The sequence below is a fragment of the Methyloceanibacter caenitepidi genome (assembly GCF_000828475.1).
Taxonomy (GTDB): Bacteria; Pseudomonadota; Alphaproteobacteria; order Rhizobiales; family Methyloligellaceae; genus Methyloceanibacter; species Methyloceanibacter caenitepidi.
Window position 1 is genome coordinate 2047718 of the sequence record NZ_AP014648.1, and the last position, 26583, is coordinate 2074300.

The window sequence follows — 26583 nt, forward strand, 5'->3', positions numbered from 1 at the left end:
CTCACCGCAACACGGATTCGTCTCTGATTCCCGAAGATTGGAGGGAGGCACGCATGCGGAGAACGGTTTTTGCAGTCGCGGTCGTGGGCCTCCTCGCAAGCGCCGGTCAAGGCCTGGCATGCGAAGGCAGCGACGTCATTTTCGAGGACACGTTCCAGGACAACGGGGGCGGCTGGTCGCAAAAGAAGACGGTCGCGATCGGCGATGGCGCGCTGACATTCACGCTGCCGGCCGACGACATGCAGTCCAATCTCAACGTCATGTTCTCAGTGGAGGACGCCGATGTCTGCGTCGAAGCGGTATGGCCGCATGGCGTCGGAAACGGTGAGAACAACGGCCGCATCCTGGGGGCAGGGCTCTTGTTCTGGGGCGAGAACAACCGGACGTATTATCAGTTCGGCATTCTCAGTAACGGCCGCTATTGGATCGCGCGCAAACAAGACGGCGCCTGGGTCGGCACGATCGCTGCCAATATCGACAGTCCCGCCATCAAGACGGCACCCGGCGCGGCGAACACGCTGCGTGTGGATGCCAAAGGGAACCAGCTTGCCTTCTACATCAACGGCACGAAGGTCCGCGAGCTCAGGGGACAGGCCCCGAAGGGAAGTTGGCGCTTCGGCGTGTCGGGCGACAATTTCGACAAGTCGAACGAGGCGACCGTACTCTTCACCAATATGAAGGTCACGGACTAGAGGCGCGTTACGCCGTCAGAATTGGCTTTTCAGCAGCCGCGCAACTTCGGGCGCGAAATAGCTGAACACGCCGTCGGCGCCCGCCCGCTTGAACGCGAGCAGCGTCTCCAGCACGACCCGTTCCCGGTCCAGCCAGCCGCGCTCGGCGGCTGCAACCAGCGCCGCATATTCTCCGGAGGTCTGATAGGCGAAGGTCGGCAGGCCAAACGCTTCCTTCACGCGCCAGACGACGTCGAGATAGGGCAGGCCGGGCTTGACCATGACCATGTCCGCGCCTTCAGACACGTCGAACGCGACTTCGCGCAGCGCCTCGGCACCGTTGGCGGGATCCATCTGGTAGGTCTTCTTGTCCCCGCGCAGCTGCGCGCCGGACCCGACCGCATCCCGGAACGGGCCATAGAAGGCCGAGGCGTATTTCGCCGCATAGCTCATGATCTGCGTGTCGGTGAAACCGTTGGCCTCGAGGGCAGCGCGGATGGCGCCGACCCTGCCGTCCATCATGTCGGACGGCGCGAGCACATCGCAGCCGGCTTCCGCCTGCACCAGCGCTTGGGTGACGAGCGCTTCCACGGACCGGTCGTTGTCGATCCGGCCCTCGTCGTCCATAAGCCCGTCATGACCGTGGCTCGTATAGGGGTCGAGAGCGACGTCGCAGACAATGCCGAGGTCCGGCACGGCCTGCTTGATGGCGCGCACCGCACGGCACACTAGATTGCCCGGATTGAAAGCCTGGCTGCCCGCTTCGTCCCGCAAGGAGGGGTCCGTATTGGGGAACAGCGCGATCGCGGGCAGGCCGATCTCCGCGGCGTCCTCGGCAGCACGCACGGCCAGATCGATCGACAGACGGGCGACGCCCGGCATCGCATCGACTTCCTCGCGGGATCTGTCGCCGTCGATCACGAAGATCGGCCAGATCAGATCGTCGGCAGTCAGCTGCATTTCCCGGACAAGACGCCGGGACCAGTCCGCGCGCCGGTTGCGCCGCAGGCGGGACGCGGGATAGCCCGGCCGCAGTTCCTTGGGCGCATCCACGGTGCCGCGCTTGGCCCGTTCGGTACGGAGCGAAACTGTCTTGTCGTCAGATCGTGGTGCCACGCGATACACATCCCTCGATTGCCGGGCTGGGCCCGAAGAGGTGTTGAAGGGGCGCGAGACTATCACCCAATGGAGGTGTCCCGCCAGGGCCCGGAGCCGACATGGTTTTCTCCGCTCTTCAGGCTAAGTCCAGGGCCTAATCGCAAATTCTCACATAGCGCCGCTTGCGCATATCGAGATGGAAGTGGTCGCGGTGCGCGGCGTTCGCTTCCGGACCCAGCACCGTCCAAAAGACCTTGCAGGCATCCCCGTGGATCGTGTGCAAGAAGCTCTTCGCCTCGTCGCGGCTGAGATTGCCTTCCGGCACCGGTCCCTCCGGCTCTTCGTTCTCCAAAGCGGGCAGTTCATTGGGAGCCGCGAACACCGGCTTGAAGAACGGGTGCGTCTCCATTTCCCCGAACTCGTCCGCCTCCATGGTGAACGACTTATAGTCGAGGTCCTGGTTCAGGACGCTGAGGCCAGGGGTGCGGCTTCGCGGCGGCAAGGTGGAGTGATTGCGCAGCGGGTTCGGCCAAGGGGCTTCCGCCAGTTGCGGGCGGGTAGGCCGGTAGCCGTAGGGCCAATTCCCGAGCACCGGGATCGTCTGACCCGACGCCATCACGAAGGCCTTGATGTCCAGCGCATTGGCTTTGGCATGTTCGCTGAGCTTGGTGTCGGACCGTCCATACTGGTTCCGGCACATGTACGACGCCGCGTTCTTGATCTTCACGACGCTGGTTCCGAGCGCCTCGGCCGTGGGCTGCACGGAGGTCTCGAACCATTTGTGCAAGGTGGCGGCGACGGAGCAGTTGACGGTGGCCGGGGGAGACACGGTGATCTTCGGATGCGATCCGATCGATTTCAGTTTGATCGGCGCCAATGACCCGCATGCGCCTCTTCGGATCGTATCCAGATGCTCGTATTCCAAGTCGAGCCCGTCCAGGAGTTTCACGCATTGCTCGAGCGCCGCCGCGACTTTGGGGTCGACAGCGGCGTCCGGATCCTCACCGGTCCGCACTGGATTGCGGGGCGGCTGCGGGGCCGGTTCGATTGCATCGTCAGACGCTGAAGCCTCCTCAGAGTCCTCGGGTGCTGCCAGAGGTTCTGCGGAAGCTTCAGCGCTTTCCTCTGCGCTCTTTGCGTCCTCGGCAACGTCCGCCGCAGGCACCTCTGTCTCCGCGGTGGCGGCTGCCGCTGACGGGGCGGGAACCTCTGTGGGAGCGGCAGGGACGTCAGCCGCCTCGGTGGCAGTTTCTTCGGCCGCGCCGGGCGCGGCGTCGGCTTCAGCCGAAGGAACCGAAGGTTCCGGTTTCCGCAAGGGCAGTCCGGGTTGCGCCGGGGCGGGCCTCTGTGGCGCGGCGCGGCGTTTGGGACGCAGATCCGGAACCGTCACGCCAAGGGTCTGGAAGGGGTTGAGCGGGCGCGCGAGGACCGGCTCGGCGATCGCGGCGGCAACATACAGGCCTGCCAGGGTCGGCGCCCACAGCATCGTTCCGCGGCGACGCGCAAGCCGCCACCCCCGGTCCCTCCGTGCAGTCATAGCGGCCCCCGTCCGAAGTTGCCGCATGCGGACGGCTTGTGGTTTGGGCCTTGGAATGGTAGCTGCGCCGGACTATCCAACCCCGCATCTTTCGCAGTCATTGTTGAGGGCTTACGCGTTTGTCCGAACCGCTTGGGATCACATTCGAGGAGCACGACCGCGCCGGCGTCGTCACGCTCGACCGGCCCACAAGGCTTAACGCGCTCACGCGCGAAATGTTCGAAGCCTTGAGCGCCAACTACCGGCGCTGGGAACCTGCTGCGCAGATTTACGGCGTGGTGATGGAGTCGACCCATCCCAAAGTCTTCTGCAGCGGCGGCGATCTGAAAGTCCTGAACCAACTGAACCATGACGGGGCCGTCGACGAGATACGCGAATTCTACCGTTCTGCTTATACCCATGTCTGGGTCCTTGAGAAATTCATCCGGCCCAACGTCCCGCTGATCAACGGTCTCGCCTTCGGCGGCGGCATCGGAATTTCCTTGCTTGGGACACATTGCATCGCCGGCGAGGGCTACCGCTTCGCGATGCCGCAAGTCGGGATCGGCTTTCTGCCCGACATCGGGGGAACCTACTTCCTCCCACGCCTGGACGGTTGGGTCGGTACGTATTTGGCTCTCACCGGAGCTGAGATCGGGCCTGCGGATGCACATCGACTACGCCTCGTAAGTCACTATATCCCATCGGCCTATTTCGATGTGATCAAGAGAGCGCTGGCCGACAACCATCCGATTGATCGCCTGCTCGACGGTTTGCACCAGGACCCTGGCGAAGGCGACCTCGTCCGGCTCACACCCGCGATCAACCGCATTTTCTCCGCTGAGACGGTCGAGGAGATTCTTGAGCGGCTCGATGCTGAGCCTGAAGGACCCTATGAGACGTGGGCCAAGGAGACGGCGGCGACGCTGCGCCAGAAGTCGCCCACCTCACTCAAGATTGCGCTTCAGCAGATGCTGCGCGGAAAGTCGCTGAGCCTGATAGAGGCCCTCAAATTGGAATTCCGTCTCGCCTCCCACCTTGTCACGATGCCTGACTTCAAGGAGGGCATCGACGCCAAGATCGCCGGCAAGGGCCGAGCCCCGAAATGGACGCCGGAAACGGTGGCCGGCGTCGACGACTCCCGCATCGAAAGCCTATTCGAAACGCCAGTGGATGGTGAACTCGAACTTAACGAGCCCAAGCAGATTTTCCAATAATTGTTGGAATCGAACGGGGTCGTGCAAACATCAACAAGAATTAAGCTTAGAATTTTATCGACTCTTAAGCGTTCCAATTAAGCGCATCTTAGTCGGGAGGATTTTATACTCATCGCCAAGTTGGGGATAAACAACAACTAAATGGGGTTGGCGATGAATGTAGCTCTGAAAATTGGGGCTGAAGAGAGTCCTGTCGAGGAAAAAGACCTCAAGTCTTCTTATATCGGCTCGTTGAAATTGATCGAGCAACTACACCGGTTGCTTTTGGACGTCATCAAGGATGAGTTCGAGCGTCTTGGCCGCACTGATGTCAATAGTATCCAGGCATTGCTGCTTTACAATATCGGCGATGATGAAGTCACCGCCGGAGAATTGACGGGCCGCGGCTATTACCTTGGGTCCAATGTTTCTTACAATCTCAAGAAGCTTGTTCAGGCGGGCTTCGTGAATCATCAGCGTTCGACCACCGATCGACGTTCGGTGCGCGTGAGCCTGACAGAAAAAGGGCGAGAAGTGTCCGACGTGGTCAACCGCTTGTTCGAGCGTCAGCTCGGCTCGCTGGAGCAGGTCGGCGGCGTCGCCCATGACGATCTCGAGAGGCTGAACAAGTCGATGTTCCGCCTGCAGCGTTTCTGGTCGGACCAGATCCGCTATCAGCTCTAAACAAAGCCCACAACTGAAGGCTGTGGCCGGCCGGGAGCAGTAGGGCTCCCGGCAGTGCCGCTTGCCGTCGGCACGTGCCTTTAAGGCACGGCACGTAAATTCGCCTAATTTTTCCGTCACATTGCCCGAATGACACGGGTGCCGCGCCTTCGCGCGGCATCGAGGGACCAATCTAGTCCATGGGCTGCAGATTGATCGGGCGGACCGGAGCAGGGCTCACCTTGCGCTGGTTAATGGTTTGTAAGGCTTCCGCCGGATTCAATGGCGCCCGAAACGGGTAGAGCTACGGCAGCATTCAGCTATACTGAAGCGAATGGAGTTGCCGCAGCTGACGGGAGCGGCGCATGCCCAAATTGAAGGTTTTTTTTAAGTACGGGTCACGCCTGACGATCGGCGGGCTCGCGGTGACGCTGCTTTGCGTCAGCGCGCAGCCGCTGAGCGCCGGTCCGTTCAACATGTTCAAATCCCGCGACGACCAGGCAAGTCCCGTCACCCAAGGGACCACTAGCGGCAGTGGCGGTCTTTTTGGCGGCCTCTTCAACGGCGGCTCGCGCAACACGCAGCCGCAAGGGGAGATCACGCGCTCCGAATTGCCGACCGGCGATCCCGAAGTCGCGATGATTCTCAATCCGGGGCTCGGTACGCCGACCCTCGCACGCGGAAACGTCGCGGCAACCAAGACGGCCATTCAGCAGTACGAGGCGATCGTCGCCCAGGGCGGCTGGCCGATGGTTCAGCCGGTCGCCATGAAACCCGGACGGCGTGGCACCAATATCCAGACACTGCAACGCCGGCTTCAAATCAGCGGCGACCTGACGACCGCGTTCGAACCGGGCCGCTACGACAATGCCACGGTCGCGGCCGTGAAGCGCTTCCAATACACCCACGGTCTTCCGGCCACTGGCGTCGTGGACTCGAAAGCGACGGTCGCGGCACTGAATGTTCCGGCGAGCACGCGGCTGGCGCAGCTTCAGGCGAGCCTGAAGCGTCTCCAGAGCCTCGCTGGCAAGACGACGAACCGCTACATCCAGGTGAATGTCCCGGCGGCGCAGGTGGAAGCCGTGCGCGGCGGACGCGTCGAGCTGCGGAATACGGCGGTCGTGGGCAAGGTCGAGCACCCGACACCGACCCTGTCGAGCAAGGTCTCGCAGGTGAAGTTCAACCCCTATTGGAACGTCCCGACGAGCATCGTCAAAGCCGACCTGATCCCGAAGGGACGTCAGTTCGCCAGCCGCGGAGAAGACATGCTGGCCGCGTACCATATGGAAGCGCTCGATCGAAACGGTCAGATCGTGGATCCCCGCACGATCGATTGGTATGGCAACGAGGTCTACACCTACCGCTATCGCCAGCGGCCGTGGGAAGAGAACTCGCTCGGCTACATCAAAATCGATTTCCCGAACAAGGACGCGGTGTACATTCACGACACGCCGCTGAAGAGCCTGTTCGGCAAAGCCGTACGCTTCGAGAGCCACGGCTGCGTCCGGACGCATAATGTCGACCGGCTGGCAGCTTGGGTTCTTGACAACAACCCGTCTTGGAACCTGTCGCGCATCCAGTCGCTGCGGCATACGTCGCAGCAGGAGAACGTTCCCGCCACGCAAACGATCGGTGTTTACTTCACCTATATCAGCGCGTGGGGCACGCCCGACGGTTTGGTGCACTTCCGCCCGGACATCTACAATCTCGATACGCGCGGAACCTACGCCTCGAACTACTAGGCGCTCAGCACGGCAGCGCGCGATGCGCTGACAAAAACGCTCAATGTGGGCCGTTCCGGTTTGAAGCCGGAGCGGCCTTTTCATTTGGGGCTGTCATTCGGGGCTGCCTACGCAGGGATGGCGGCGCGCGCCCGAAACCTCCCGCCAGTGAAGCAGAAGGGGCCTTCGAATGGGCGCCAATACAACTGCTTGACTATTATATTAGTGAGGCCTAAATTAGCTATAGCTAATGAACGGCCAATAGAGCACCATGACACGCGCCCCAAAGGATTTAGCCACATTCGAAGCCAATGCCGCCCTTGTGGCGGGCATCTTGCGCACGCTCGCGAACGAGCGCCGCTTGATGATCTTGTGCAAGTTGGCGGAATGGGGTGAGGCCAGCGTCAGCACGCTGTCGGAGGCTGCAGGCCTGTCCCAATCGGCAACGTCTCAGCATCTCGCCAAGATGCGGGACGAGGCGCTCGTCGATTTCCGCCGGGACGGGCAGACGGTTTGGTACCGGATTGCCGAGCCGCGCACCGAGCTCCTGCTCGGGTACCTCCAGAAGCTCTATTGCCCCAACGACTAACTCCAATTTTGGATCAGGAGCACCTAGAGATGAGCCTTCCCACTATTAGCCCAAAAGACGCCAAGCGCCTGATCGACCAGGGCGGCACGCTGGTCGACATTCGCAATGCCGACGAACGCGCCCGCGAACTCATTCCGGGTTCGAAGCACGACCCCCTCGCAAACCTTACCCAGCTGTCGGAGGCATCGGCGCCCATCATCTATCATTGTCACTCCGGCGCCCGTACGGCGCAGAATGCTGCGCGTCTCCGGGCGGCGGCGCCATGTGAGGCGTACATCCTCGAAGGAGGACTGGAGGCCTGGCGCAAGGCCGGACTGCCGGTGCATACCGACAAGAGCCAACCCCTTCCGATGCAACGGCAAGTGATGATCGGCGCGGGTAGCCTGGTTCTCTCCTTCGTCCTTCTCGGGCTGTTCGTTTCGCCTGTCTTCTTTGCCTTCGCGGGCTTTGTTGGCGCAGGCCTCGTCTTTGCCGGTATCACCGGAATCTGCGGCATGGCGAAAGTGCTGGCGTTCATGCCCTGGAACCGCGGTGCGGCCAGCGCCTGACGGACACGTCCTTCGGCTTGGCGCCCGCATCCCAATTGGATGGAGCGGGCGCACTGCGGGCCATCTTCTCCACCGCTAGATCTCCCTGCGGGTCCGCGTTAGCGGAGCCGGCGCCGACGCGCGTCGTGCGACAGGCTGAACCAGGGCCCGAATTTCACTTGCTTGTTGGCTGGGAAACGCTTGTTTTTTATTGCTCGCCCATTATTTCGCGCAGCCACGTTCTACCGTTTGGGTGTTGCTAGCGTCGCCGCGCGACATGTGGTAGAGCCAGCCAAATCAGCCTGAACCCGCCACCTGAGCTCGTTTCAGCAGCGGTATTTCGCAGGCCCAAAACAAGTTTGAGCTCAAGGAGCAGTTTGAGATGACGGCCAGTGATTTTTTCAGCAAGCGTGCAAAGGATACCGACCCGGCAGTTTGGGGCGCGATCGAGCGCGAGGGACAACGCCAGCAAGACGAGATTGAGCTGATCGCGTCGGAGAACATCGTCTCGCAGGCCGTGCTGGACGCCGTCGGAACGCTCCTGACCAACAAATACGCGGAAGGCTATCCGGGCCGCCGCTACTACGGCGGTTGTCAGTATGTGGACGAAGTCGAAACGCTGGCCATCGACCGGGCGAAGCAGCTGTTCGATTGCGAGTTCGCCAACGTCCAGCCCCATTCGGGCTCGCAGGCCAACCAGTCCGTCATGCTCGCGCTGATCAAGCCGGGCGACACCATCATGGGCATGAGCTTGGCCGCCGGCGGCCACTTGACCCACGGCGCGCCGCCGAATGAATCGGGTAAGTGGTTCAACGCCGTCCAGTACGGCGTGACCAAGGACACCAATCTCATCGACTATGACGAGGTCGAGCGCCTGGCCAAGGAGCACAAGCCCAAGCTGATCATCGCCGGCGGCTCCGCCTATCCCCGTCAGATCGATTTCAAGCGATTCCGCGAGATCGCCGACGCGGTGGGCGCTTATCTGCATGTCGACATGGCCCACTTCGCCGGTCTGGTCGCCGCGGGACTGCACCCGAGCCCGCTGCCCTATGCCGACGTTTGTACCACCACGACGCACAAGACCCTGCGTGGGCCGCGTTCCGGGCTTGTGGTGTCGAACAACACCGATATCGGTAAAAAGATCAATTCCGCCGTCTTCCCCGGTCTCCAGGGCGGCCCGCTGATGCATGTGATCGCGGGCAAGGCGGTGGCCTTCGGCGAGGCGCTGCAGCCTTCGTTCAAGGCCTACGCTCAGCAGGTCGTGGACAACTGCAAAGCGCTTGGTGAGACGCTGGTGGACGGCGGTCTCGCGCTCGTTTCCGGTGGCACTGACACCCATCTCATTCTGGTCGACATGCGTCCCAAGAAGCTGACGGGCAAGGCGGCGGAAGAGGCGCTCGGCCGCGCCTTCATCACCTGCAACAAGAACGGCGTGCCGTTCGATCCCGAAAAGCCCATGGTCACGTCGGGCATCCGCCTCGGGTCGCCCGCGGGCACGACGCGCGGATTCGGCGTGCCGGAGTTCAAGGAGATCGGCGGCATGATCCTCGAAGTGCTAGATGGTCTCGTCGCCAATGGCGAGGAAGGCAACGGCGCCGTCGAGGAGAAGGTGAAGAAGCAAGCCATCGAGCTTTGCGGCCGCTTCCCGATCTACAAGGTCTAAGCGCAGTCGGGCTTGGTGTTGACGAAGAGGAGGGCTGTCGCCCATGCGGTGCCCTTATTGCGGCAGCACCAACACGCAGGTTAAGGACTCGCGGCCCAGCGAGGACAACACGACGATAAGGCGCCGCCGCGTCTGCGCGGACTGCGGCGGCCGCTTTACCACCTTCGAGCGTGTACAGCTCCGTGAGCTGACGGTGATCAAGCGCAGCGGTCGCCGCATTCCCTTCGATCGCGACAAGCTGATGCGCTCCGTCCAAATCGCGTTGCGCAAGCGGCCGGTCGACCCGGAACGTACGGAGCGTATGGTCAGCGGCATCGTCCGCCGACTCGAGAATATGGGCGAGAGCGACATCCATTCGGAGACCATCGGTCATCTCGTGATGGAAGCGCTGAAGGGGCTCGACGACGTCGCCTATGTCCGCTTCGCCTCGGTCTACAAGAACTTCCGCGAAGCCAAGGATTTCGAGGCGCTGCTCGGCGAACTGGCCGGAACCGAAGTGGAAGACGGCGAGGACGATGCCGGCAATTCGAATGCTCTCGACGACTGAGCAAGGCGTGCTGTCATGACTTCGCGCGATGCGCATTTCATGTCCCAGGCTGTCCGGATCGCAAGGCGCGGCTTGGGACTCGCTTGGCCCAACCCTGCCGTGGGCGCGGTCGTCGTCGCGCCGGACGGTGAAATCGTCGGGCGGGGATGGACGGCGCCGGGGGGCCGGCCGCATGCCGAGGCGATCGCTCTGGAGCGGGCCGGTCAACGTGCCGAGGGCAGCACACTCTACGTGACGCTCGAGCCCTGCAATCACGAAGGCGGGCGTGGCGCCCCGTGCTCCAGTGTTATCATTGCAGCAAAGGTCTCGCGCGTCGTCGTCGGCATTCGGGATCCCGACCCCCGGACGGCAGGATCGGGCGTTGAACGGCTCAGGGCCGCGGGTATCGAAGTCACCGAAGGAGTAGAAGCCGCTCAGGCGGCGTCTGTGACCCTTGGGCATCTGATGCGGGTCACTGAAGGCCGCCCGGCGGTGACGCTGAAACTCGCTGTCGGGTCCGACGGACGCATTCCTCAAGGGGATGGCGAGCCCGTTTGGACCACCGGGCCTTTGGCCCGCGCCCACGGCCATCTGCTCCGTGCGATGAACGATGCCATTCTGGTGGGGCGGGGCACCATCGCGGCCGACAATCCGTCCCTGACCTGCCGGCTGCCGGGTATGTCGTGCCGTTCGCCTGTCCGCGTCGTGATGGACCGGTGGCTGCGCACCCCGCCGACCGCGACCCTTTTCGAGGATGTGATGGTGCCGGTCTGGCTGCTCTGCGCGGCGGGCGAGCCTCAGCCCAATGCGGACCTGCTGCATGACCACGGCGCGGAGATCGTGTCCGTTCCGGTCGACGATCTCGGCATGATCGATCCGCAGGATGCGCTGGAGACTCTCGCGCATCGCGGGATCACGCGCGTCCTTATCGAAGGCGGGCCGTCGATTGCCGAAGCATTCGTCGGGGCCGACCTTGTCGACGAGGCAGTGATCTATCAAAGTCCCAATCCCGTCGGGGAGGGCGGCTTGATGCCATTTGGGGGCGAAGGTCTTGATCGCCTTGCCGAAAGCGGGCATTTCACGTTCATAGCCACGCGCAGGTTCGGTCCCGATCGAATGACGCGCTGGCGCAGGATAAGATCATGTTCACTGGAATTGTCAGCGGCCTAGGCACGCTTGTGGGACGCAAGGGCGGCACCTTCGAGATCAAGACACCCTACAAGAGCAAGAGCCTCGAACTGGGGGCCTCCATCGCCTTTGACGGCTGCTGCCTGACTCTTACCGAAATCGAGAAGGTCAAAGGCGAGGGAACGATCGTAAAGGTGGACGTCTCGAACGAGAGCCTCAGCCATACGACCATGAACACGTGGGAGACGGGGCGACGCATCAACCTCGAGCGCGCCTTGGCGCTCGGCGAAGAGCTGGGGGGTCATATCGTTACGGGACATGTGGACGGCGTCGCGAAGATCGTTTCACGCTTTCCCGACGGCGACAGCACGCGCTTCCTGCTCGAAGTGCCGGCCGAGTTCGCCAAATACGTTGCTTCCAAGGGATCGGTTGCCCTCAACGGAGTGTCGCTGACGGTCAACGAAGTCGAGGGGGCGCGTTTCGACGTAAACATCATCCCCTTCACGCTCGAACACACGAGTTGGGGAGACCGGCGCCCCGGCGATCTGGTAAACCTGGAAGTCGATTTGCTGGCACGCTACGTGGCGCGGCTGGCGCAAGCGGAAGGATTGCATTCGTGACGGCTCTGACTGCGGCGGAAACCACAGAACTCAAACGGCTTCTGTCGCCCATCGAGGAAGTGATCGAGGATGCCCGCAACGGCAAGATGTTCATTCTTGTCGATGCGGAGGACCGCGAGAACGAGGGCGATCTCGTCATCCCGGCTCAGATGGCCACGCCCGACGCCATCAATTTCATGGCCAAACACGGACGCGGGCTTATCTGCCTGTCCATTTCTGCCGAACGCGCCAAACAGCTCCACCTCGAGCTCATGTCCCAATCGAACCGATCGCGCCATTCGACCGCGTTCACGGTTTCCATCGAAGCACGCGAAGGCGTCTCGACGGGCATCTCCGCCCATGACCGTGCCCGCACAATCGCCGTCGCAATCGATCCGACCAAGGATCATCGCGACATCGTCACGCCCGGTCACGTGTTTCCGCTCCTCGCGAAAGAGGGCGGCGTGCTGGTGCGCGCCGGACACACGGAAGCGGCCGTCGACATCTCGCGCCTTGCGGGACTCTACCCGGCGGGCGTGATCTGCGAGATCATGAACGACGACGGCACCATGGCCCGCTTGCCGGACCTTGTGACTTTTGCCGAGCACCACAATCTGAAGATCGCGACCATTGCTGACCTGATCGCCTATCGCCTGCGCTACGATCACCTGGTCGAAGCCGTAGCCGACACCACGATCGCGGGGCCGCATGGCGAGCCGTTTCAAGCCAAAGTCTATTCTACGACGGTCGATCCGGTCGAGCATGTCGCGCTCGTCAAAGGCGACATCAGCGCTGGTGGCCCGGTTCTCGTTCGCGTGCACGCTGTCAACACGCTTGAAGACATGCTCACGCCCGGTTGTGACAATTGCGTCCGCAAGGCCATGGACATCATCGAGAGGGAAGGTCGGGGCGTTGTCGTCCTGATCCGGGAGTCCCGGCCCGACGCCATCTCGGCCAGCCTCAAGAAGGGAGCCAACGGCGACACTCAGCCGCGGCTGATGGACTACGGAATCGGCGCGCAGATCCTTTTGGACCTTGGCGTCCGCGAAATGGTTCTGCTATCGAACTCGCCCGCACGAAAGATCGTCGGGCTTGAAGGCTATGGATTGACGGTCGTTGGTCATCGCGGCCTGGAGTAAGATGTATGAGCCGCAAAGGCCCCAATTCCGTTCTCATCATCTCGGCGCGCTTCTATGAGGATATCGCGGACGAGCTCTCACGCGGCGCCACCGAGGAACTGCGCGGCAATGACGTGGAATTCGAGGAGATTTCTGTGCCCGGCGCGCTGGAGATTCCCCTGGCGCTGAGTCTTGCGCTCGGCAATGGGTTTGTCGGCCGCGCCGGCCGTCATCGGGCCTGTATCGCCCTTGGCTGCGTCATTCGTGGACAGACCAGCCATTTCGATATCGTCGCGCGCGAGTCCGCCTCTGGCTTGAGCCAGCTTGCTCTCCAGCATGGCGTCCCCATCGGCTCCGGGATCATCACCTGCGAGAACATGGAGCAGGCCTGGGAGCGCGCCAGCGTCGACGGGCGTAACAAGGGCGGCGACGCGGCCCGCGCCTGTTTGACCCTGTGTGCCTTGAAGAGCAGTTCTCTTCCGCGAGCCGGCGCTAACGATCATGACTCGCAAGAACAAGACCACGGACCGCGCCAGTTCCCGGAGCGCGGCGCGCCTTGCGGCTGTCCAGGCCCTGTACCAGATGGACATGACTGGCATCGACCTCAACGATGTGATTGCGGAGTTCCAGACACACCGGCTCGGCCAGGTCGTCGAGGGGGAGCACTATCACGAGGCCGAGGCCGAGTTCTTCCACGATCTCGTGGACGGCGTCGTTCGGGAACAACGCCAACTCGATCCCATGCTCGATCAGCAACTGGCTGAAGGCTGGCGCCTTAATCGCGTCGATTCCATTCTACGGGCCCTGCTTCGTTCGGCCGCGTTCGAACTCTATATCCGCGACGACGTTCCTGCCCGGGTGGTGATCAACGAGTATGTCGACATCGCCCATGCCTTTTTCGAAGGCGAGGAGCCCAAAGTGGTCAATGGGGTCTTGGATCGGCTGGCCCGGAAGGTAAGGTCGGAGGAGTTCGCCCGCGCCGCATTGGGTGAGGGCTGACCTCGGGAAAGGGAGCTGGCGCCATGGCACTTGCGGGAGAGTTCGACATCATCGCCCGCATTTTTGCGCCACTTGCCAAGGAGACCGGCGCGCTCGGCCTTAAGGACGACGCCGCCGTCCTGACGGTCACCGACGATCATCAGCTCGTGGTGACGTGCGATACGCTCGTCAGCGGGGTCCACTTCCTTCCCGACGACCCGCCGGCGGCCATCGGCTACAAGTCCCTGGCAGTCAACTTGTCGGACCTGACGGCCAAAGGCGCCCACGGATATGCTTACACGCTTTCTCTCGCCCTCCCGCGCGATACCGAGATGGAGTGGCTCGAAGCCTTCGCGGAGGGGCTCGCCGAGGTCCAGGAACTGACGGACATCTCGCTGATCGGCGGCGACACCACCGCCACGTCCGGCCCTCTCACCATCACCATCACGGCGCTCGGCCTTGTGCAGCACGAGGCTGCAATCACGCGGCTTGGCGCGAAGCCCGGCGACCGCCTCTATGTGGGCGGCACGATCGGGGACTCCTGCTTGGGATTGAGACTTCTGAAGGACCCCTCGCTGGCGCAGAGCTGGGGGCTTTCGGAAGATGACGTCGCCTATCTCACGGAGTGCTACCGTCGTCCGCCGGTCGGGACGGTCGAGGCGCTCCTGGTCCGGAACTTCGCCAAGGCGTCGATCGACGTGTCGGACGGGCTGGCGGCGGATATCGAGAAGCTTTGCACCGTCTCGCACGTGGGAGCCGAGATCGAGACCGGCCGCGTACCGTTCTCAGCGGCGGCAAGGAAAGCGCTCGAGGCCGCGCCGGATCTGCTGCCGGACCTCCTGACGGCCGGCGACGACTACGTGCCTGTGATCGCCGTTTCGGAGTCCTCGGCGGACCTTTTCGAATCAGAAGTTGAAGAGTACGGCGTGGACTTCACGCAATTAGGCATAGTCACGGCCGGCGACGGGATTCGCGTGTTGGATGAGCGCGGCGCTGAACTGACCCTGAAAAACAAGGGCTTTAGCCACTTCTAGGCTCGGAAGCAGCCGTCTACACCCTTCGTACTAGGACCACGCGCGTCTGTTGCGTCGGTGCGACAACTTTGGCATTTTCCGCGGCGGCATAAGTCCACTCACGGGGGAAACAAGCGGCGGACACTTGCCATGTCATTCAAGCAGCCGCGATTCATTCAAAGTCCAACAAATTCAATAATCAGGGACGGTCTTCTATGACATGGGTTCTCTATCTCATTATGGCCTGCGGCGCGCTTTCGATCGCGTACGGGGTTCTGACCAGGAACGCGATCCTGGCTGCCGATGCAGGCACACCCAAAATGCAGGAAATCGCCGCCGCCATCCAAGAGGGGGCGCAGGCGTATCTTTCCCGCCAGTATCAGGCCATCGGCCTGGTCGGGGTGGTGATCTTCATCATCCTCTTCTTCCTGCTCGGCATCCTGCCGGCCATCGGCTTCGCAATCGGCGCCATTCTTTCCGGCATGGCAGGCTTTGTCGGCATGAACGTCTCGGTACGGGCCAATGTGCGCACCGCTCAGGCCGCGACCAAGAGCCTCGCGGACGGTCTTAGCCTCGCATTTAAGTCGGGCGCCATCACCGGCCTCCTTGTGGCGGGCCTCGCGCTTCTTGGCGTCGCAATCTATTTCTGGATCCTGACGACGATCCTCGGCTACGAGGCTTCGTCCCGCAACGTGATCGATGCGCTTGTGGCCCTCGGCTTCGGTGCCTCGTTGATCTCCATCTTCGCCCGTCTGGGCGGCGGCATCTTCACCAAGGGTGCGGATGTCGGCGGCGATCTAGTCGGCAAGGTCGAAGCAGGCATCCCCGAAGACGATCCGCGCAACCCCGCAACGATCGCGGACAATGTGGGCGACAATGTCGGCGATTGCGCCGGCATGGCTGCCGACCTCTTCGAGACCTATGTGGTCACGGTCGTGGCGACGATGGTCCTGGCATCCATTTACTTCACCGGCGCGCTGACCGAGCCGATGATGCTGTATCCGCTCGCCATTGGCGCCACCTGCGTAATCACCTCGATCATCGGCACCTACTTCGTCCGGCTAGGCGCCAGCAAGTCCATCATGGGGGCGCTCTACAAGGGCGTCATCGTGACCGGCATCCTGTCACTGATCGCGCTGTGGCCGGTCACGGCTGCGATGATCGGCATGGACACGACCATGTCGTTCGGCACCGTCAGCTTCACAGGTATGTCGCTTTATCTTTGCGGCGTGGCTGGGCTTGTCGTGACCGCCCTGATCGTGGTCATCACCGAGTACTACACCTCGACCAAGTTCCGGCCTGTGCACTCGATCGCGAAAGCGTCGGTCACGGGACACGGCACGAACGTCATCCAGGGCCTCGCGGTGTCGCTCGAGTCCACGGCGCTGCCCGCGCTCGTGATCATGGCGGGTATCATCGTCACCTTTAACCTCGCAGGCCTGTTCGGCATCGCCATCGCTGTGACGACGATGCTTGCGCTGGCGGGTATGGTGGTCGCGCTCGATGCCTTCGGCCCCGTCACCGACAATGCCGGCGGCATTGCGGAGATGGCGGGACTGCCGGAGAACGTGCGTGAGACCACGGACGCTCTGGACGCCGTCGGCAACACCACCAAGGCCGTCACCAAGGGCTATGCCATCGGTTCGGCGGGCCTCGGCGCGCTGGTGCTGTTTGCAGCGTATACGGAAGACCTCAAATATTTCGCGGCCAACGCGGCGAAGTATCCGTATTTCGAGGGGGTCGATCCCGCCTTCACGCTGTCGAACCCGTATGTGGTGGTCGGCCTCTTCCTCGGCGGTCTGCTGCCGTATCTGTTCGGCGGCATCGCCATGACGGCCGTGGGACGTGCGGGCTCCGCCATCGTCGAAGAGGTGCGCCGCCAGTTCAAGGAGAAGCCGGGCATCATGAAGGGCGAGGATCGCCCGGACTATGGCCGCGCCGTGGACCTGCTGACCAAGGCGGCGATCAAGGAGATGATCGTTCCCTCGCTGCTGCCGGTCCTGTCTCCGGTGATCTTCTTCTTCCTGATCGACTGGATCGCGGGCAAGAGCGCCGCCTTCTCGGCGCTCGGCGCGATGCTCCTCGGCGTGATCGTCACGGGCCTGTTCGTCGCCATCTCCATGACGGCGGGCGGCGGTGCCTGGGACAACGCCAAGAAATTCATCGAAGACGGCAATCACGGCGGCAAGGGCTCCGAGGCCCATAAAGCCGCGGTGACCGGCGATACGGTCGGCGATCCTTACAAGGATACTGCCGGCCCCGCCGTGAACCCGATGATCAAGATCACGAACATCGTGGCATTGCTGCTCCTCGCTGTGCTCGCACACCAATAGGTGCAGACGGCCTTAAAGCCGCTGACGTAGAAAACCGGCCCCGTTCCTTCATAAGGAGCGGGGCTTTTCATTGTGGACTTAGATGCCGGGAATACCGGAAGCGCCGGCGCCGGTCTGATCCTTGAACAGCTGGCGATTGGCGAGGTTGCCGAACATCTGCTCGAGGAAGCTCAGGTCCTTGCCGCGGGCCGGGGTCTCGCCCTTGTAGAAATTGACGACTTGGCCGTCCTTGATGCCGTATTTGGCCACCTCGGTCACACGCTCGGACCCGTTGAAGTACACGGCCACGACCTGACGGTCGATCTCCCTGGGCTTCATGAAGGCCACGGTCTTCATCGTCGAAGAGATGTAGTAATAGGCGTCGCCGCCAATGGCGCTCGTCGTGTCCGGCGAGCCGAGAACGGTCTTGACGTCGGCCTTGGACATGCCGGGGCGCACCTGATCGAGATCCACATCGATGAAGACATGGCCGTGGCGGTCGACCTGACCCGCGCAGCCGAGCATGGGGGCCGCACCGAGGAACAGTGCCGCAAGCACGGGCCAGGTTGCCCTTGTCGGTGCTGGCTTGACGTTTCGCAAAATAGAGCGTTCCCCTCGGACGAACAGGATCCTTCAACAGGCCTGAACTGGCCAAGAATCTCTGGTAGAAGCTAGACGAAATGCCTTGGTCTCTAAAGCCTTTCGCCAACCTGCTGCCTTCAGCCAAATCTTGGGCCAAATCTTGGGCCAAAGCCTGGGGCAGCGGCGCTCCTCATGCAGACGATCTTTATGATGCGATTATGGCGCAGGCGCGACTTCCAATTTATTACCAGACACTTGGGGTTCCGGATACGCTTGAAGGCCGGTTCTCAATCCTCACGATCCACCTCTTTGCCGTCTTCCGGCGGTTGAAGAGCGCCGGCGCGGAGGCGACAGCCACGGCCCAGGCCCTGGCGGACCGGTTCGTAGCCGACATGGACACGGTTTTGCGCGAAATCGGGGTCGGCGATCTATCCGTGCCCAAGAAGGTCCGCAAGCTCGTGGCGGGCGGCGCAAATCTCATAGAGAGCTATGATCGCGCCGCCGCTGCCGGTGGACAGGCGCTGGAAACGGTGATTGCCGATAGCCTGCCGCTGGACGGGGAGGAGGCCAGGGCGGCCAGCGCCAAGCTGACACCGTATGTAAATGCGATGCTGGAAGACCTGAAAACACAACCGATCGAGGACATTTGCGCCGGCCGGATACGTTTTCCGGACGTTCCGGCCGCATGAGACCCAAAACGATGACTCAATCTCAGAACGAAGACCTGCAACGCTCTCCGCTGACTCACAAAGTCAAGATCGCGACCATGGAGCCGGGCGTGGAGAAGACGATCGAGATTGCAGAGGACGAGCGCAGGGCGATCATGGGCCTTCTCGACCTGCTCGATCTCGATGGGCTCAGATTCGACTACCGCGTGCGCCACGGGGCCGGGAAGCGCGTGCATGTCTCTGGCCGGCTGAAAGCCGACGTGGTGCAGACATGCGTGGTGAGCCTCGAGCCGGTCCCCGGAAGGATCGACGTATCCGTCGAGGCCGAATTCTGGCCACAGGAGAAGATCGAAGCACTGCAGGCACGCGCGGAGGATCCCAGTCAGGCCGGCGAAATCGACTGGCCAGAGCCCATAGAAGGAGATGCCATCGACCTCGGCCCGCTCGTCTACGAGACCCTCGCCACCGCGCTCGATCCGTATCCGAAAAAGACAGGTGCCGAGTTTGCTTGGTCGGACCCCCAACCGATGGCTGAAACGCCAAAAAACAACCCATTTGCGGTCCTCAAGGACCTCAAGAAGTCCTAGGTTCCCCGTACAAACATAAAATCAGGTTGTCACTGACCGGCATTTACGTCTATTCGGGTTCGGTTTCCGGGGGTGCCACGGCGTATGCGCCTGGCCTTAATCTTCCAGATCGGTAGTGGAGAATGGCTGCTCCAGTCACCATAGCGCTCGACGCCATGGGCGGGGACCACGGCCCTAGCGTGGTCATTCCTGCGGCGGCACTCGCCCTCGTCCGGCATCCGAACATGCGCTTCATCCTTGTGGGCGATCAGGCTCAGATCGAGGCCGAACTGCAGGGCCGCGCCGAGCTCGCATCAAAGTGCGAGATCATCCATTCGGACGTCGCCATTGCCATGGACGCCAAACCCAGCCAGGCGCTCCGTCACGGGCGTTGGAAATCCAGCATGTGGCTCGCGATCCAGGCCGTGAGGGACGGCCAGGCGCATGCTGTCGTCTCGGCCGGCAATACCGGCGCTCTGATGGCCATGTCCAAGTTCTGCCTGAAGACGGTCAAGGGCATAGACCGGCCCGCCATCGCCGCCATTTGGCCCACCGTGGACGCGGAGTGCATCGTGCTCGATGTGGGGGCCAATGTGGGCGCCGACACGCGCCAACTGGTCGAATTCGCCCTCATGGGCGCGGCCATGGCGCGGGCGCTTCTCGGCATGGAGAAGCCGTCCATTGGGCTCCTGAATATCGGCGTGGAGGAGGTCAAAGGCGTCGAGCAGATCCGCGAGGCAGCGGCCTTCCTCAAGGCGGCGCCGCTCCCCATCCTCTACCACGGATTTATCGAAGGCAACGATATCGGCCATGGGGCCGTGGACGTCGTCGTGACCGACGGCTTCACCGGGAACATCGCCTTGAAGACCGCCGAGGGAACGGCTAAGCAGATCGCTCAATATCTGAGAGCGGCCATGGGGCAATCGTTCCTGTCCCGGCTTGGGGCGCTGCTGGCGCAGGGCGCATTCCGGGCCTTGAAAGAAAAAATGGACCCCCGGCAACTCAATGGCGGTATCTTCCTCGGCCTGAACGGAATTGTCGTGAAGAGCCATGGCGGGACCGATGAGACGGGTTTCGCGAGCGCGGTCGACCTGGCTTACGAAATGGCCTTCAGTGGCGTCGTCGAACGCCTTGGCGCCGACGTCGCGCATTTCCACGAGAAGCTCGAGCTCGACGGCGCGGCTTAAGCGGGCGGAGTAGGTTACTTGTCGAATTTGCGGTCAGTGGTGAGAGGTGTCGGCGGTTATCTGCCCGACCGTATTGTCACCAATGAAGACCTGACCGCGACCGTGGACACGTCCGACGAGTGGATCGTGGCCCGGACGGGCATCCGCGAGCGCCGCATCGTCGCCGATGGCGAACTCACGTCTCACATGGCGATCGAGGCCGCGAAGAGGGCGCTCGAACACGCCCAGATCGATGCCGAGGATATCGACCTGATCGTGCTTGCCACCTCAACGCCGGATCAAACCTTTCCGGCGACCGCCGTCACGGTCCAGGCGGAGCTTGGGATCACGGAGGGAGCCGCCTTCGACGTTCAGGCCGTTTGCTCGGGCTTCGTTTTCGCGCTGGCCACGGCCGACAATTACCTGAAGGGCGGCCAGTTCAAGCGGGCCCTCGTGATCGGCGCCGAAGCCTTTTCGCGCATCCTCGATTGGGAGGACCGGTCCACGTGTGTCCTGTTCGGCGACGGGGCCGGGGCGCTCGTTATCGAAGCGCAGAAGCCCAATGGCGCGCTTCTCGAAAGAGGGGTGCTGGCGACGACCTTGCGGTCGGATGGGCGGTATCGCGACAAGCTCTACGTGGATGGCGGACCGTCCTCAACCGGAACGGTTGGTCATCTGCGCATGGACGGACCGGAGGTCTTCCGGCACGCCGTTACCAAGATTAGCGACGTAATATTGGAAACTTTGCAAAAAGCGGAGTTGACCCCAGCCGACATTGACTGGTTCGTGCCGCACCAAGCGAACAAACGCATCTTGGACGGCGCCGCCCGAAGACTTGGTCTGGAGCGCGAACGGCTTGTCATGACCGTCGACAAGCATGCGAATACATCGGCGGCGTCCATACCACTTGCGCTCATGACGGCGTGCACGGACGGCCGCATCAAGGAAGGCGACCTGGTTCTGTTGGAGGCGATGGGCGGCGGCTTCACGTGGGGCGCCTTGCTGATCCGCTGGTAAGTGCTGCGAAAGCCACACCTGTCGAGATTATGACGCAAAATCAGGAATTTGATACGACGGGCAATTGACCCGTCCTTGCCCGCTCGGCTAGCATCCTTGCTCGTCCCGCGACTTTGGGGGAGCAGTACGACGATGGGCGGGAAGACATTGACACGGGCGGACCTCGCGGAAGCCGTGTTCAAAAAAGTTGGCCTTCCGAGAAATGAGTCGGCGGAAATCGTGGAGCTGGTGCTCCGCGAGATCGTGTCGAGCTTGGAGAACGGAGACCAGGTCAAATTATCGTCCTTCGGGTCGTTCGGAATCCGCGAAAAAGGCGAGCGGATCGGCCGGAACCCGAAGACGGGCCAGGAAGTGCCCATTACGCCGCGGCGCGTGCTAGTCTTCCGGGCCAGCAACATCATGAAGCAGCGGATCAACGAGTCGTTGTCCGGGGGCAACTCCCAAGACTAGGGGTCCCAAGACGAGCGCTATCGATCCGCCAGGAGGAGTGCTTTGGACAAGGCACCCGAGGCCTTTCGCACAATCAGCGAAGTCGCGGATGAATTGGACGTCCCTAAACACGTCTTACGGTTCTGGGAAGCCAAGTTCAGCCAACTCAAACCGATGAAGCGAGGCGGCGGCCGCCGGTACTACCGTCCGGAGGACGTGGCGCTCCTGAAGGGCATTCGGCTGTTGCTCTATAGCGACGGTTACACCATTCGCGGCGTTCAGAAGATCCTGCGTGAGCAAGGGCCCCGCTACGTGATGGAGTATCAGGGGCTTAGCGACTCGGCCGGCACCGACGATGAAACCACGGCGAGGGATATTCCCGACGTGGCCGCCGAGGTGGTCCGAAGTGCGGTCTCGCAGGGGTTCGGCTCGAACGAGGACGATTTCACCGCGCTGATCGACGAGCTCGAGTCCTGCCGTCAGATCCTTGCGAATGCCGACCGTCAAGACTGAAGACCGAGACGGATCATCACGACCGCAGACGAAGAATTCCCCGGCATTGGGCTGCTTTGGCTTGTCTATGATGCGCGAACCGGTATATGCAGGTCGCCCAATACCGGAATGTCGGAGCGTAGCGCAGCCCGGTTAGCGCACCGGTCTGGGGGACCGGGGGTCGGGAGTTCAAATCTCCCCGCTCCGACCACTTTCCCCCCAATTCTCAACGGGTCTCAGGACTTGGTTGTTGCCGCCATTCAGGCGCAAATGGGAACGAAAGGGCGTCATCCGGAAGGGATGAGCGCAAAAACTCCCGAAATAGTCCCGAAGGATGTTCAACGGACGTTCTGCTCCCGTCGCGTTTAGACGCGTCGCGAGACGAGCGCAGTGACGCGCCTCGCGGCCCTTGCCGGGAGTGTGGGGCTCACTTTGCCGGGCGTCGCTCCCAAGGCTTCTGTTCAGCTCGATGTCGGCAATCTTGGCACAACCGCCGTATGGCCCGTGGTGCGGAGATGTACGACCTCCTAATGGCCATGCGCTTCGATCGAGAGGCCGCCCGCGACGCGGGCGCTTGGTCGTTCCTCTGCCGCATGGCTTCAGAGTTTAAGCGTCTCGATCAACGCGATCGGGAAGGGCGTCGCTCGTGGGATCCGCCGGCGACGGTCAAGGCGCGCCATCCTCGATTGGCGGCGACCGTAGTCGGATTGAACGTGGCAGGGGGGCGACGCGATGTCTAAGCGTCCAACTGGACAGTCGGAGGCTCGTCGCTTGCGTTCGAGCGGCGGGGGCGAGCAATTCCACAAGGCGCGCCCTGACGAAATCCTCGCGGCTCTCGAGGTGGTGCGCGAAGCCCACAAGCTCTTCGGCAAGGCTGCGGCAGTCGAGATCTGGAGGCGCCAGGCCGTGCTTCCAACTCCCGGCAAATTCGCAGACCCGCCGCCTTCTACGCCGGCGTCGGCCACGGTTAGAGATTTCGTCGCCAAGCGGACGTCGCCCAAAGATGGGGTGCAGTTGAACGCCCAAACCTTTTACCGGGCCTATGTCGAATGGACTGAGGCGCACGGTCATCGCCCCGTATCGCAGACGGCCTTCGGCCGCGCATTGCGATCGTTGGGGCTTCGAAAGGTGCGCAGTGGTTGCGTCTCTTACCTCGATATCAGGCTGCGAATCCCCCGGACCCCCTCGGTTAGCCGCGCACGACCTTCCGACGATCCACCAAAGAGCAACATGTCCCGGAGGGTTCGGAGGGTCGGCAAATAGGTGTCCGGGCCGTGGAAGCGGCTAAACGCAACGGGTTCCGGACGGTTGGAAGGTTTGGACAGTTTTCCCTTACGCGTATGCGCGCAATGGCATGAGTCATAGCGAGAGAGAGAGAAAGATTTTTCCATGTGTCTAGGAAATAACCCTCCAAACCCTCCAACCCTCCAGATTGGGGAGGTAGGTGGTTGATCTATCTTGAGAAAGAGAGGGCGGAGGGTTTTCGAGCTTCTTCCCCCAACTGTCCAAACCTTCCAGAAGGTGTTGGAAACCAACAGATGCAGCAAGAAGCGCCGTTGGTTGGACATCAATGTCGGCATGTCGGCGACCTCGAGGCGAAAACCGGTGCGCCAAAGGAACCGGTTTCATCCGACATCGGAGTAAGCCCTTCGATCATCCCACGGGTTTGGAAGGCGCGGGGCATTGGACAGGGTCAATCAGCGGAACTCAGGCCTCAGATCGGGGCGAAGGGCCGGGGGGTCCAAGTCTTCGGGCGGTGGGGGTGCCCTGACCGCACGGGGGGTCACGCTCACGATTTTTTTTCTGAGCCAGAGTCGTTGGATTTTTTGCGTCGAAATCAAAGAAATCAAACTTGGTCGGAACGGTGTTGCGCCGTGCCCCGGCCTTCGATGTTGACAGAATCACCGGCGCGACTCATCTTGAGGACGGCTGCTTCGGTCAGTGCGTTCGGGACGAATGCAACGACCTCCAATCGAGCCTTCGGGACGAAGGCGCGGGCGGATCACAAAAGCCATGTGATCTCAAAGGACCGCTACAAAGCCGGTCCTCCGCTGCTCGATAGGAGGAATTTGACTTGAGCACCAATCACACAATCGCAGAGCGTGTCGGCACACCGATCGAGTTCAAGTTCGCGAGCACAGCCTCGTCCGGCGCACTCGATGGCTATGCAGCCGCCTTCGGCAATGTTGACTCGTATGGCGATGTCATCGAGCCGGGTGCCTTCACCAAGTCTCTCGCGCAGATCGGCCGCGACCCTGTTCCGATGTTCTGGAGCCACAACCCATCGGAGGTCATCGGAAAGTGGGATCAGCTGTCCGAGGACGCTACTGGGCTCCGCGTGCAAGGAAAAATCACGCTCAGCAATACCGCCGCTCGAGAGATCTTCGAGCTTGTCAAGGATGGGGCAGTTAGGGGGCTCAGCATCGGCTACCGTACGAAGTCGGCGGAACGTACCAAGCGCGGCAATCGACTTCTGACCGAGATCCAATTGCTCGAAGTCAGCCTGGTCGCTTTGCCTGCCAATTCGAGCGCCAAGCTGATCTCGGTGAAGTCGGCGCAGGCGCAAGATCCCGCCATCACCGAACGAATTTGCGAAGAGATCCTGCGGGACGCTGGGTGTTCGCAAAGACTGGCCAAGGCGATTGTCGCACAGGGCCTGAAGTCGGCATTGAAGCAGCGGGATGCTGCGGATGTACCGGGCCGAATCCAGGAGGCGCTGACAGCCGGCGCACTCAACATCCGCAACATCACAAAAGGACTTTAGAAAGATGGACCCTGAACTGTTGGAAAAAGCGGTTGAGGACATGACGAAGGCCACATCGGAAGGCTTCGCCAAACTCACTGCAAAACTCGATGACGAACGCAAAGAGCGCGAAGCCCTTGAGGTTCGCATGCAGCGCCAGGGCTTAGGCTCAGGCCCCACTGCCACCGTCGGAAAGGATACGATTGATCGTGCCTCCTTGGCGGATGAGCTCAAGGCGATGGACAAGTTTGCCCGTAGCGCCGGCAACGGCGATGTCAGCGAGATCAAGGCGCTCTCGGTGGGCAGCGACCCCGACGGAGGCTACTTCGTCCTTCCACAACGCAGCACGCAGATGATTACGCGGCTATTCGAGGAATCGCCGATCCGCCGACTCGCGCGTATCGAGACTTTGGATGGCGGAGATTCATTCGAGGAAGAGATCGATCTCGATGAGGCCGGTGCGACGTGGGTTGGCGAAAATGCTTCCCGGCCGGCGACAGACACGCCCAGGGTCGGGGTGCTCAAGGTGCCACTGTGCGAAGTTTATGCAGCACCAAAGGCCACACAGAAGCTGCTGGATACGGCGCATCGCGATGTCGGCGCCTGGCTCGATGGCAAGATCAACGACAAGTTCGCCCGTTCAGACGCTCGCGCGTTTATACTTGGCGACACGCCCCTGCAGCCGCGTGGGTTCCTGGCGCATGATAAGAGCCTCGATGACGATTTCACGCGACCGTTCGGCACGCTCCAATACGTGAAAACGGGGCATGCCAGCAATTTCAAAACCAGCAATCCGGCGGACCAGCTCAAGCAACTCATGTGGTCGCTGCGGGCACCCTATCGTCGAGGGGCTACTTGGCTGATGAACTCGAACACAGCGAGTGTGATCGATCAATTCAAAGACGGGCAAGGAAACTATCTCTGGCGGGACGGGGCGACCGCCGGTGCGCCGCCCTCATTGTTCGGCTACCCCGTCGAGTTCGATGAGAACATGCCGGACCTCGGGGCGAATGAGTTTCCCGTCGCGTTTGGGAACTGGATGCATGGCTACCTCATCGTCGAGCGTCCGGGTTTGAAGCTGCTGCGAGATCCCTTCACCGACAAGCCAAACGTGATCTTGTACGCGTATCGGCGTGTCGGCGGTGACGTCGCCAATTCGGATGCGATCAAGCTGCTCAAGTGTGAGGCTTAGGGCTAGGGCCGCCGCTTCATTGCCGCGGCGGCCGGGCCATCCAAGGGGGCGGAGACAGTGGTGAGGGTCTCCGTCCCCGTCAGATGTTTCGCGATTTGTAGGCAGAGCTAGGCCATGCAGAGAATAAAACCCTCGATCCCTGATCGCCCTCCGCAACGCACACACAAAGCTGGCGGTGCGGTCGAAATCATTGCTCAGCCGCATCCGTTCGAAAAACCAGTGTATGCGGACGCGGCGGAAGGGCAGTCGATCGCTGAGATGCTCACGGGGCGACCGGGCCCAGTGACTATGCCGCTTCACGTCTTGGCCGGCGATCCTAGAGGCCGTCCGCGCCGAGTTTCCGGGAGTGAGTTCGGCTGATGCCATCAGGCCCGACACGGACGGCGTGAGGATCATGGAGATCCAGCGTC

At 61.9% G+C, this 26583-nt stretch carries 26 protein-coding genes, 1 tRNA gene and 1 pseudogene; 25 read left to right on the forward strand and 3 right to left on the reverse strand.

Going from position 1 to position 26583, the window contains the following annotated elements; genetic code table 11:
- Window positions 1–53: 53 nt before the first annotated feature.
- Window positions 54–692, forward strand: a complete 639-nt coding sequence (locus tag GL4_RS09490; protein ID WP_045366934.1) for a 3-keto-alpha-glucoside-1,2-lyase-like domain-containing protein — start codon at window positions 54–56, stop codon at window positions 690–692.
- A gap of 15 nt (window positions 693–707) precedes the next feature.
- Here the strand turns inward: GL4_RS09490 and hemB are convergent, their stop codons facing one another.
- Together hemB and GL4_RS18025 are read right to left on the reverse strand one after the other, a co-directional pair.
- The gene (hemB, locus tag GL4_RS09495) at window positions 708–1724 is read right to left on the reverse strand and encodes a porphobilinogen synthase (RefSeq protein WP_045366936.1); all 1017 of its coding nucleotides are present in this window, start codon (window positions 1722–1724) and stop codon (window positions 708–710) included.
- A gap of 199 nt (window positions 1725–1923) precedes the next feature.
- Window positions 1924–3306 carry an extensin-like domain-containing protein gene (locus GL4_RS18025; protein ID WP_244462599.1) on the reverse strand — a complete coding sequence of 461 codons (1383 nt, stop codon included), beginning with the start codon at window positions 3304–3306 and terminating at the stop codon, window positions 1924–1926.
- 119 nt (window positions 3307–3425) lie between these two features.
- On the opposite strand from GL4_RS18025, the gene GL4_RS09505 reads away from it, so the two are divergent.
- The 14 genes and pseudogenes from GL4_RS09505 (at window position 3426) to GL4_RS09570 (ending at window position 17339) form a co-directional block, all read left to right on the forward strand.
- Window positions 3426–4502: an enoyl-CoA hydratase/isomerase family protein gene (locus GL4_RS09505; protein WP_045366940.1), complete on the forward strand. Its 1077-nt coding sequence runs from the start codon at window positions 3426–3428 to the stop codon at window positions 4500–4502.
- A 153-nt stretch (window positions 4503–4655) separates the two neighbouring features.
- Complete coding sequence (gene ldtR / locus GL4_RS09510) at window positions 4656–5165, forward strand: transcriptional regulator LdtR (protein ID WP_045369885.1); 510 nt, start codon at window positions 4656–4658, stop codon at window positions 5163–5165.
- A gap of 344 nt (window positions 5166–5509) precedes the next feature.
- A complete protein-coding gene (locus tag GL4_RS09515; RefSeq protein ID WP_052464331.1) occupies window positions 5510–6886 on the forward strand; it encodes a L,D-transpeptidase family protein in 1377 nt (458 codons plus the stop codon).
- A gap of 250 nt (window positions 6887–7136) precedes the next feature.
- Window positions 7137–7454, forward strand: a complete 318-nt coding sequence (locus GL4_RS09520) for an ArsR/SmtB family transcription factor (RefSeq protein WP_045366942.1) — start codon at window positions 7137–7139, stop codon at window positions 7452–7454.
- 29 nt (window positions 7455–7483) lie between these two features.
- The gene (locus GL4_RS09525; RefSeq protein ID WP_045366944.1) at window positions 7484–8002 is read left to right on the forward strand and encodes a rhodanese family protein; all 519 of its coding nucleotides are present in this window, start codon (window positions 7484–7486) and stop codon (window positions 8000–8002) included.
- Window positions 8003–8363: 361 nt separating this feature from the next.
- Window positions 8364–9644: a serine hydroxymethyltransferase gene (gene glyA, locus GL4_RS09530; protein ID WP_045366946.1), complete on the forward strand. Its 1281-nt coding sequence runs from the start codon at window positions 8364–8366 to the stop codon at window positions 9642–9644.
- 43 nt (window positions 9645–9687) lie between these two features.
- The gene (gene nrdR / locus GL4_RS09535) at window positions 9688–10191 is read left to right on the forward strand and encodes a transcriptional regulator NrdR (RefSeq protein ID WP_045366948.1); all 504 of its coding nucleotides are present in this window, start codon (window positions 9688–9690) and stop codon (window positions 10189–10191) included.
- Between the two features lie 15 nt (window positions 10192–10206).
- Window positions 10207–11340, forward strand: coding sequence for a bifunctional diaminohydroxyphosphoribosylaminopyrimidine deaminase/5-amino-6-(5-phosphoribosylamino)uracil reductase RibD (gene ribD, locus GL4_RS09540; RefSeq protein WP_045366950.1), 1134 nt, complete (start codon window positions 10207–10209; stop codon window positions 11338–11340).
- Window positions 11313–11918: a riboflavin synthase gene (locus tag GL4_RS09545; protein ID WP_045366952.1), complete on the forward strand. Its 606-nt coding sequence runs from the start codon at window positions 11313–11315 to the stop codon at window positions 11916–11918. The genes ribD and GL4_RS09545 overlap by 28 nt, the downstream gene beginning before the upstream one ends.
- Entirely contained in the window at window positions 11915–13036 is a 1122-nt protein-coding gene (ribB, locus tag GL4_RS09550) for a 3,4-dihydroxy-2-butanone-4-phosphate synthase (RefSeq protein ID WP_425283171.1), read from the forward strand. The genes GL4_RS09545 and ribB overlap by 4 nt, the downstream gene beginning before the upstream one ends.
- A gap of 5 nt (window positions 13037–13041) precedes the next feature.
- Window positions 13042–13422, forward strand: a pseudogene (gene ribH / locus GL4_RS17220) (6,7-dimethyl-8-ribityllumazine synthase); the annotation flags it as partial.
- 94 nt (window positions 13423–13516) lie between these two features.
- A complete protein-coding gene (gene nusB, locus GL4_RS09560) occupies window positions 13517–14014 on the forward strand; it encodes a transcription antitermination factor NusB (protein WP_045366956.1) in 498 nt (165 codons plus the stop codon).
- A 23-nt stretch (window positions 14015–14037) separates the two neighbouring features.
- A complete protein-coding gene (gene thiL / locus GL4_RS09565; RefSeq protein ID WP_045366958.1) occupies window positions 14038–15027 on the forward strand; it encodes a thiamine-phosphate kinase in 990 nt (329 codons plus the stop codon).
- A gap of 194 nt (window positions 15028–15221) precedes the next feature.
- Window positions 15222–17339 carry a sodium-translocating pyrophosphatase gene (locus GL4_RS09570; RefSeq protein ID WP_045366960.1) on the forward strand — a complete coding sequence of 706 codons (2118 nt, stop codon included), beginning with the start codon at window positions 15222–15224 and terminating at the stop codon, window positions 17337–17339.
- Window positions 17340–17417: 78 nt separating this feature from the next.
- Here GL4_RS09570 and GL4_RS09575 read toward each other — a convergent pair whose 3' ends face one another.
- Window positions 17418–17876, reverse strand: coding sequence for an outer membrane protein assembly factor BamE (locus GL4_RS09575; RefSeq protein ID WP_156137500.1), 459 nt, complete (start codon window positions 17874–17876; stop codon window positions 17418–17420).
- Window positions 17877–18118: 242 nt separating this feature from the next.
- Here GL4_RS09575 and GL4_RS09580 point away from each other — a divergent pair, with 242 nt between their 5' ends.
- From GL4_RS09580 to GL4_RS09630, 10 genes are all read left to right on the forward strand, one after another.
- A complete protein-coding gene (locus GL4_RS09580; protein WP_172653330.1) occupies window positions 18119–18589 on the forward strand; it encodes a ubiquinol-cytochrome C chaperone family protein in 471 nt (156 codons plus the stop codon).
- 11 nt (window positions 18590–18600) lie between these two features.
- Window positions 18601–19155 (forward strand): YceD family protein, encoded by a 555-nt coding sequence (locus GL4_RS09585; RefSeq protein WP_172653331.1) that lies wholly within the window; start codon window positions 18601–18603, stop codon window positions 19153–19155.
- Window positions 19156–19277: 122 nt separating this feature from the next.
- The gene (plsX, locus tag GL4_RS09590) at window positions 19278–20321 is read left to right on the forward strand and encodes a phosphate acyltransferase PlsX (RefSeq protein WP_045366964.1); all 1044 of its coding nucleotides are present in this window, start codon (window positions 19278–19280) and stop codon (window positions 20319–20321) included.
- An 18-nt stretch (window positions 20322–20339) separates the two neighbouring features.
- Window positions 20340–21317: a beta-ketoacyl-ACP synthase III gene (locus GL4_RS09595; protein WP_045366966.1), complete on the forward strand. Its 978-nt coding sequence runs from the start codon at window positions 20340–20342 to the stop codon at window positions 21315–21317.
- Between the two features lie 132 nt (window positions 21318–21449).
- On the forward strand, window positions 21450–21767 hold the full coding sequence (locus tag GL4_RS09600) for an integration host factor subunit alpha (protein ID WP_045366968.1): 318 nt from the start codon (window positions 21450–21452) through the stop codon (window positions 21765–21767).
- A gap of 42 nt (window positions 21768–21809) precedes the next feature.
- Entirely contained in the window at window positions 21810–22259 is a 450-nt protein-coding gene (locus GL4_RS09605; protein ID WP_045366970.1) for a MerR family transcriptional regulator, read from the forward strand.
- A gap of 112 nt (window positions 22260–22371) precedes the next feature.
- Window positions 22372–22449: transfer RNA gene (locus GL4_RS09610), tRNA-Pro, on the forward strand.
- Window positions 22450–22970: 521 nt separating this feature from the next.
- Window positions 22971–23501, forward strand: a complete 531-nt coding sequence (locus GL4_RS18220; RefSeq protein ID WP_045366975.1) for a primase-like DNA-binding domain-containing protein — start codon at window positions 22971–22973, stop codon at window positions 23499–23501.
- Between the two features lie 811 nt (window positions 23502–24312).
- Window positions 24313–25002, forward strand: coding sequence for an HK97 family phage prohead protease (locus tag GL4_RS09625; RefSeq protein WP_052464335.1), 690 nt, complete (start codon window positions 24313–24315; stop codon window positions 25000–25002).
- Window positions 25003–25006: 4 nt separating this feature from the next.
- Window positions 25007–26173, forward strand: a complete 1167-nt coding sequence (locus GL4_RS09630) for a phage major capsid protein (RefSeq protein ID WP_052464337.1) — start codon at window positions 25007–25009, stop codon at window positions 26171–26173.
- Window positions 26174–26583 lie beyond the last annotated feature (410 nt).

Bases quoted from the DNA above. Each gene is read 5' to 3' on its own strand.
- GL4_RS09490 (WP_045366934.1), top strand. From the start codon at position 54: ATGCGGAGAACGGTTTTTGCAGTCGCGGTCGTGGGCCTCCTCGCAAGC.
- GL4_RS18025 (WP_244462599.1), bottom strand. From the start codon at position 3,306: ATGACTGCACGGAGGGACCGGGGGTGGCGGCTTGCGCGTCGCCGCGGA.
- ldtR (WP_045369885.1), top strand. From the start codon at position 4,656: ATGAATGTAGCTCTGAAAATTGGGGCTGAAGAGAGTCCTGTCGAGGAA.
- GL4_RS09515 (WP_052464331.1), top strand. From the start codon at position 5,510: ATGCCCAAATTGAAGGTTTTTTTTAAGTACGGGTCACGCCTGACGATC.
- GL4_RS09520 (WP_045366942.1), top strand. From the start codon at position 7,137: ATGACACGCGCCCCAAAGGATTTAGCCACATTCGAAGCCAATGCCGCC.
- GL4_RS09525 (WP_045366944.1), top strand. From the start codon at position 7,484: ATGAGCCTTCCCACTATTAGCCCAAAAGACGCCAAGCGCCTGATCGAC.
- glyA (WP_045366946.1), top strand. From the start codon at position 8,364: ATGACGGCCAGTGATTTTTTCAGCAAGCGTGCAAAGGATACCGACCCG.
- nrdR (WP_045366948.1), top strand. From the start codon at position 9,688: ATGCGGTGCCCTTATTGCGGCAGCACCAACACGCAGGTTAAGGACTCG.
- ribD (WP_045366950.1), top strand. From the start codon at position 10,207: ATGACTTCGCGCGATGCGCATTTCATGTCCCAGGCTGTCCGGATCGCA.
- GL4_RS09545 (WP_045366952.1), top strand. From the start codon at position 11,313: ATGTTCACTGGAATTGTCAGCGGCCTAGGCACGCTTGTGGGACGCAAG.
- nusB (WP_045366956.1), top strand. From the start codon at position 13,517: ATGACTCGCAAGAACAAGACCACGGACCGCGCCAGTTCCCGGAGCGCG.
- thiL (WP_045366958.1), top strand. From the start codon at position 14,038: ATGGCACTTGCGGGAGAGTTCGACATCATCGCCCGCATTTTTGCGCCA.
- GL4_RS09570 (WP_045366960.1), top strand. From the start codon at position 15,222: ATGACATGGGTTCTCTATCTCATTATGGCCTGCGGCGCGCTTTCGATC.
- GL4_RS09580 (WP_172653330.1), top strand. From the start codon at position 18,119: ATGGCGCAGGCGCGACTTCCAATTTATTACCAGACACTTGGGGTTCCG.
- GL4_RS09585 (WP_172653331.1), top strand. From the start codon at position 18,601: ATGACTCAATCTCAGAACGAAGACCTGCAACGCTCTCCGCTGACTCAC.
- plsX (WP_045366964.1), top strand. From the start codon at position 19,278: ATGGCTGCTCCAGTCACCATAGCGCTCGACGCCATGGGCGGGGACCAC.
- GL4_RS09600 (WP_045366968.1), top strand. From the start codon at position 21,450: ATGGGCGGGAAGACATTGACACGGGCGGACCTCGCGGAAGCCGTGTTC.
- GL4_RS18220 (WP_045366975.1), top strand. From the start codon at position 22,971: ATGTCTAAGCGTCCAACTGGACAGTCGGAGGCTCGTCGCTTGCGTTCG.
- GL4_RS09630 (WP_052464337.1), top strand. From the start codon at position 25,007: ATGGACCCTGAACTGTTGGAAAAAGCGGTTGAGGACATGACGAAGGCC.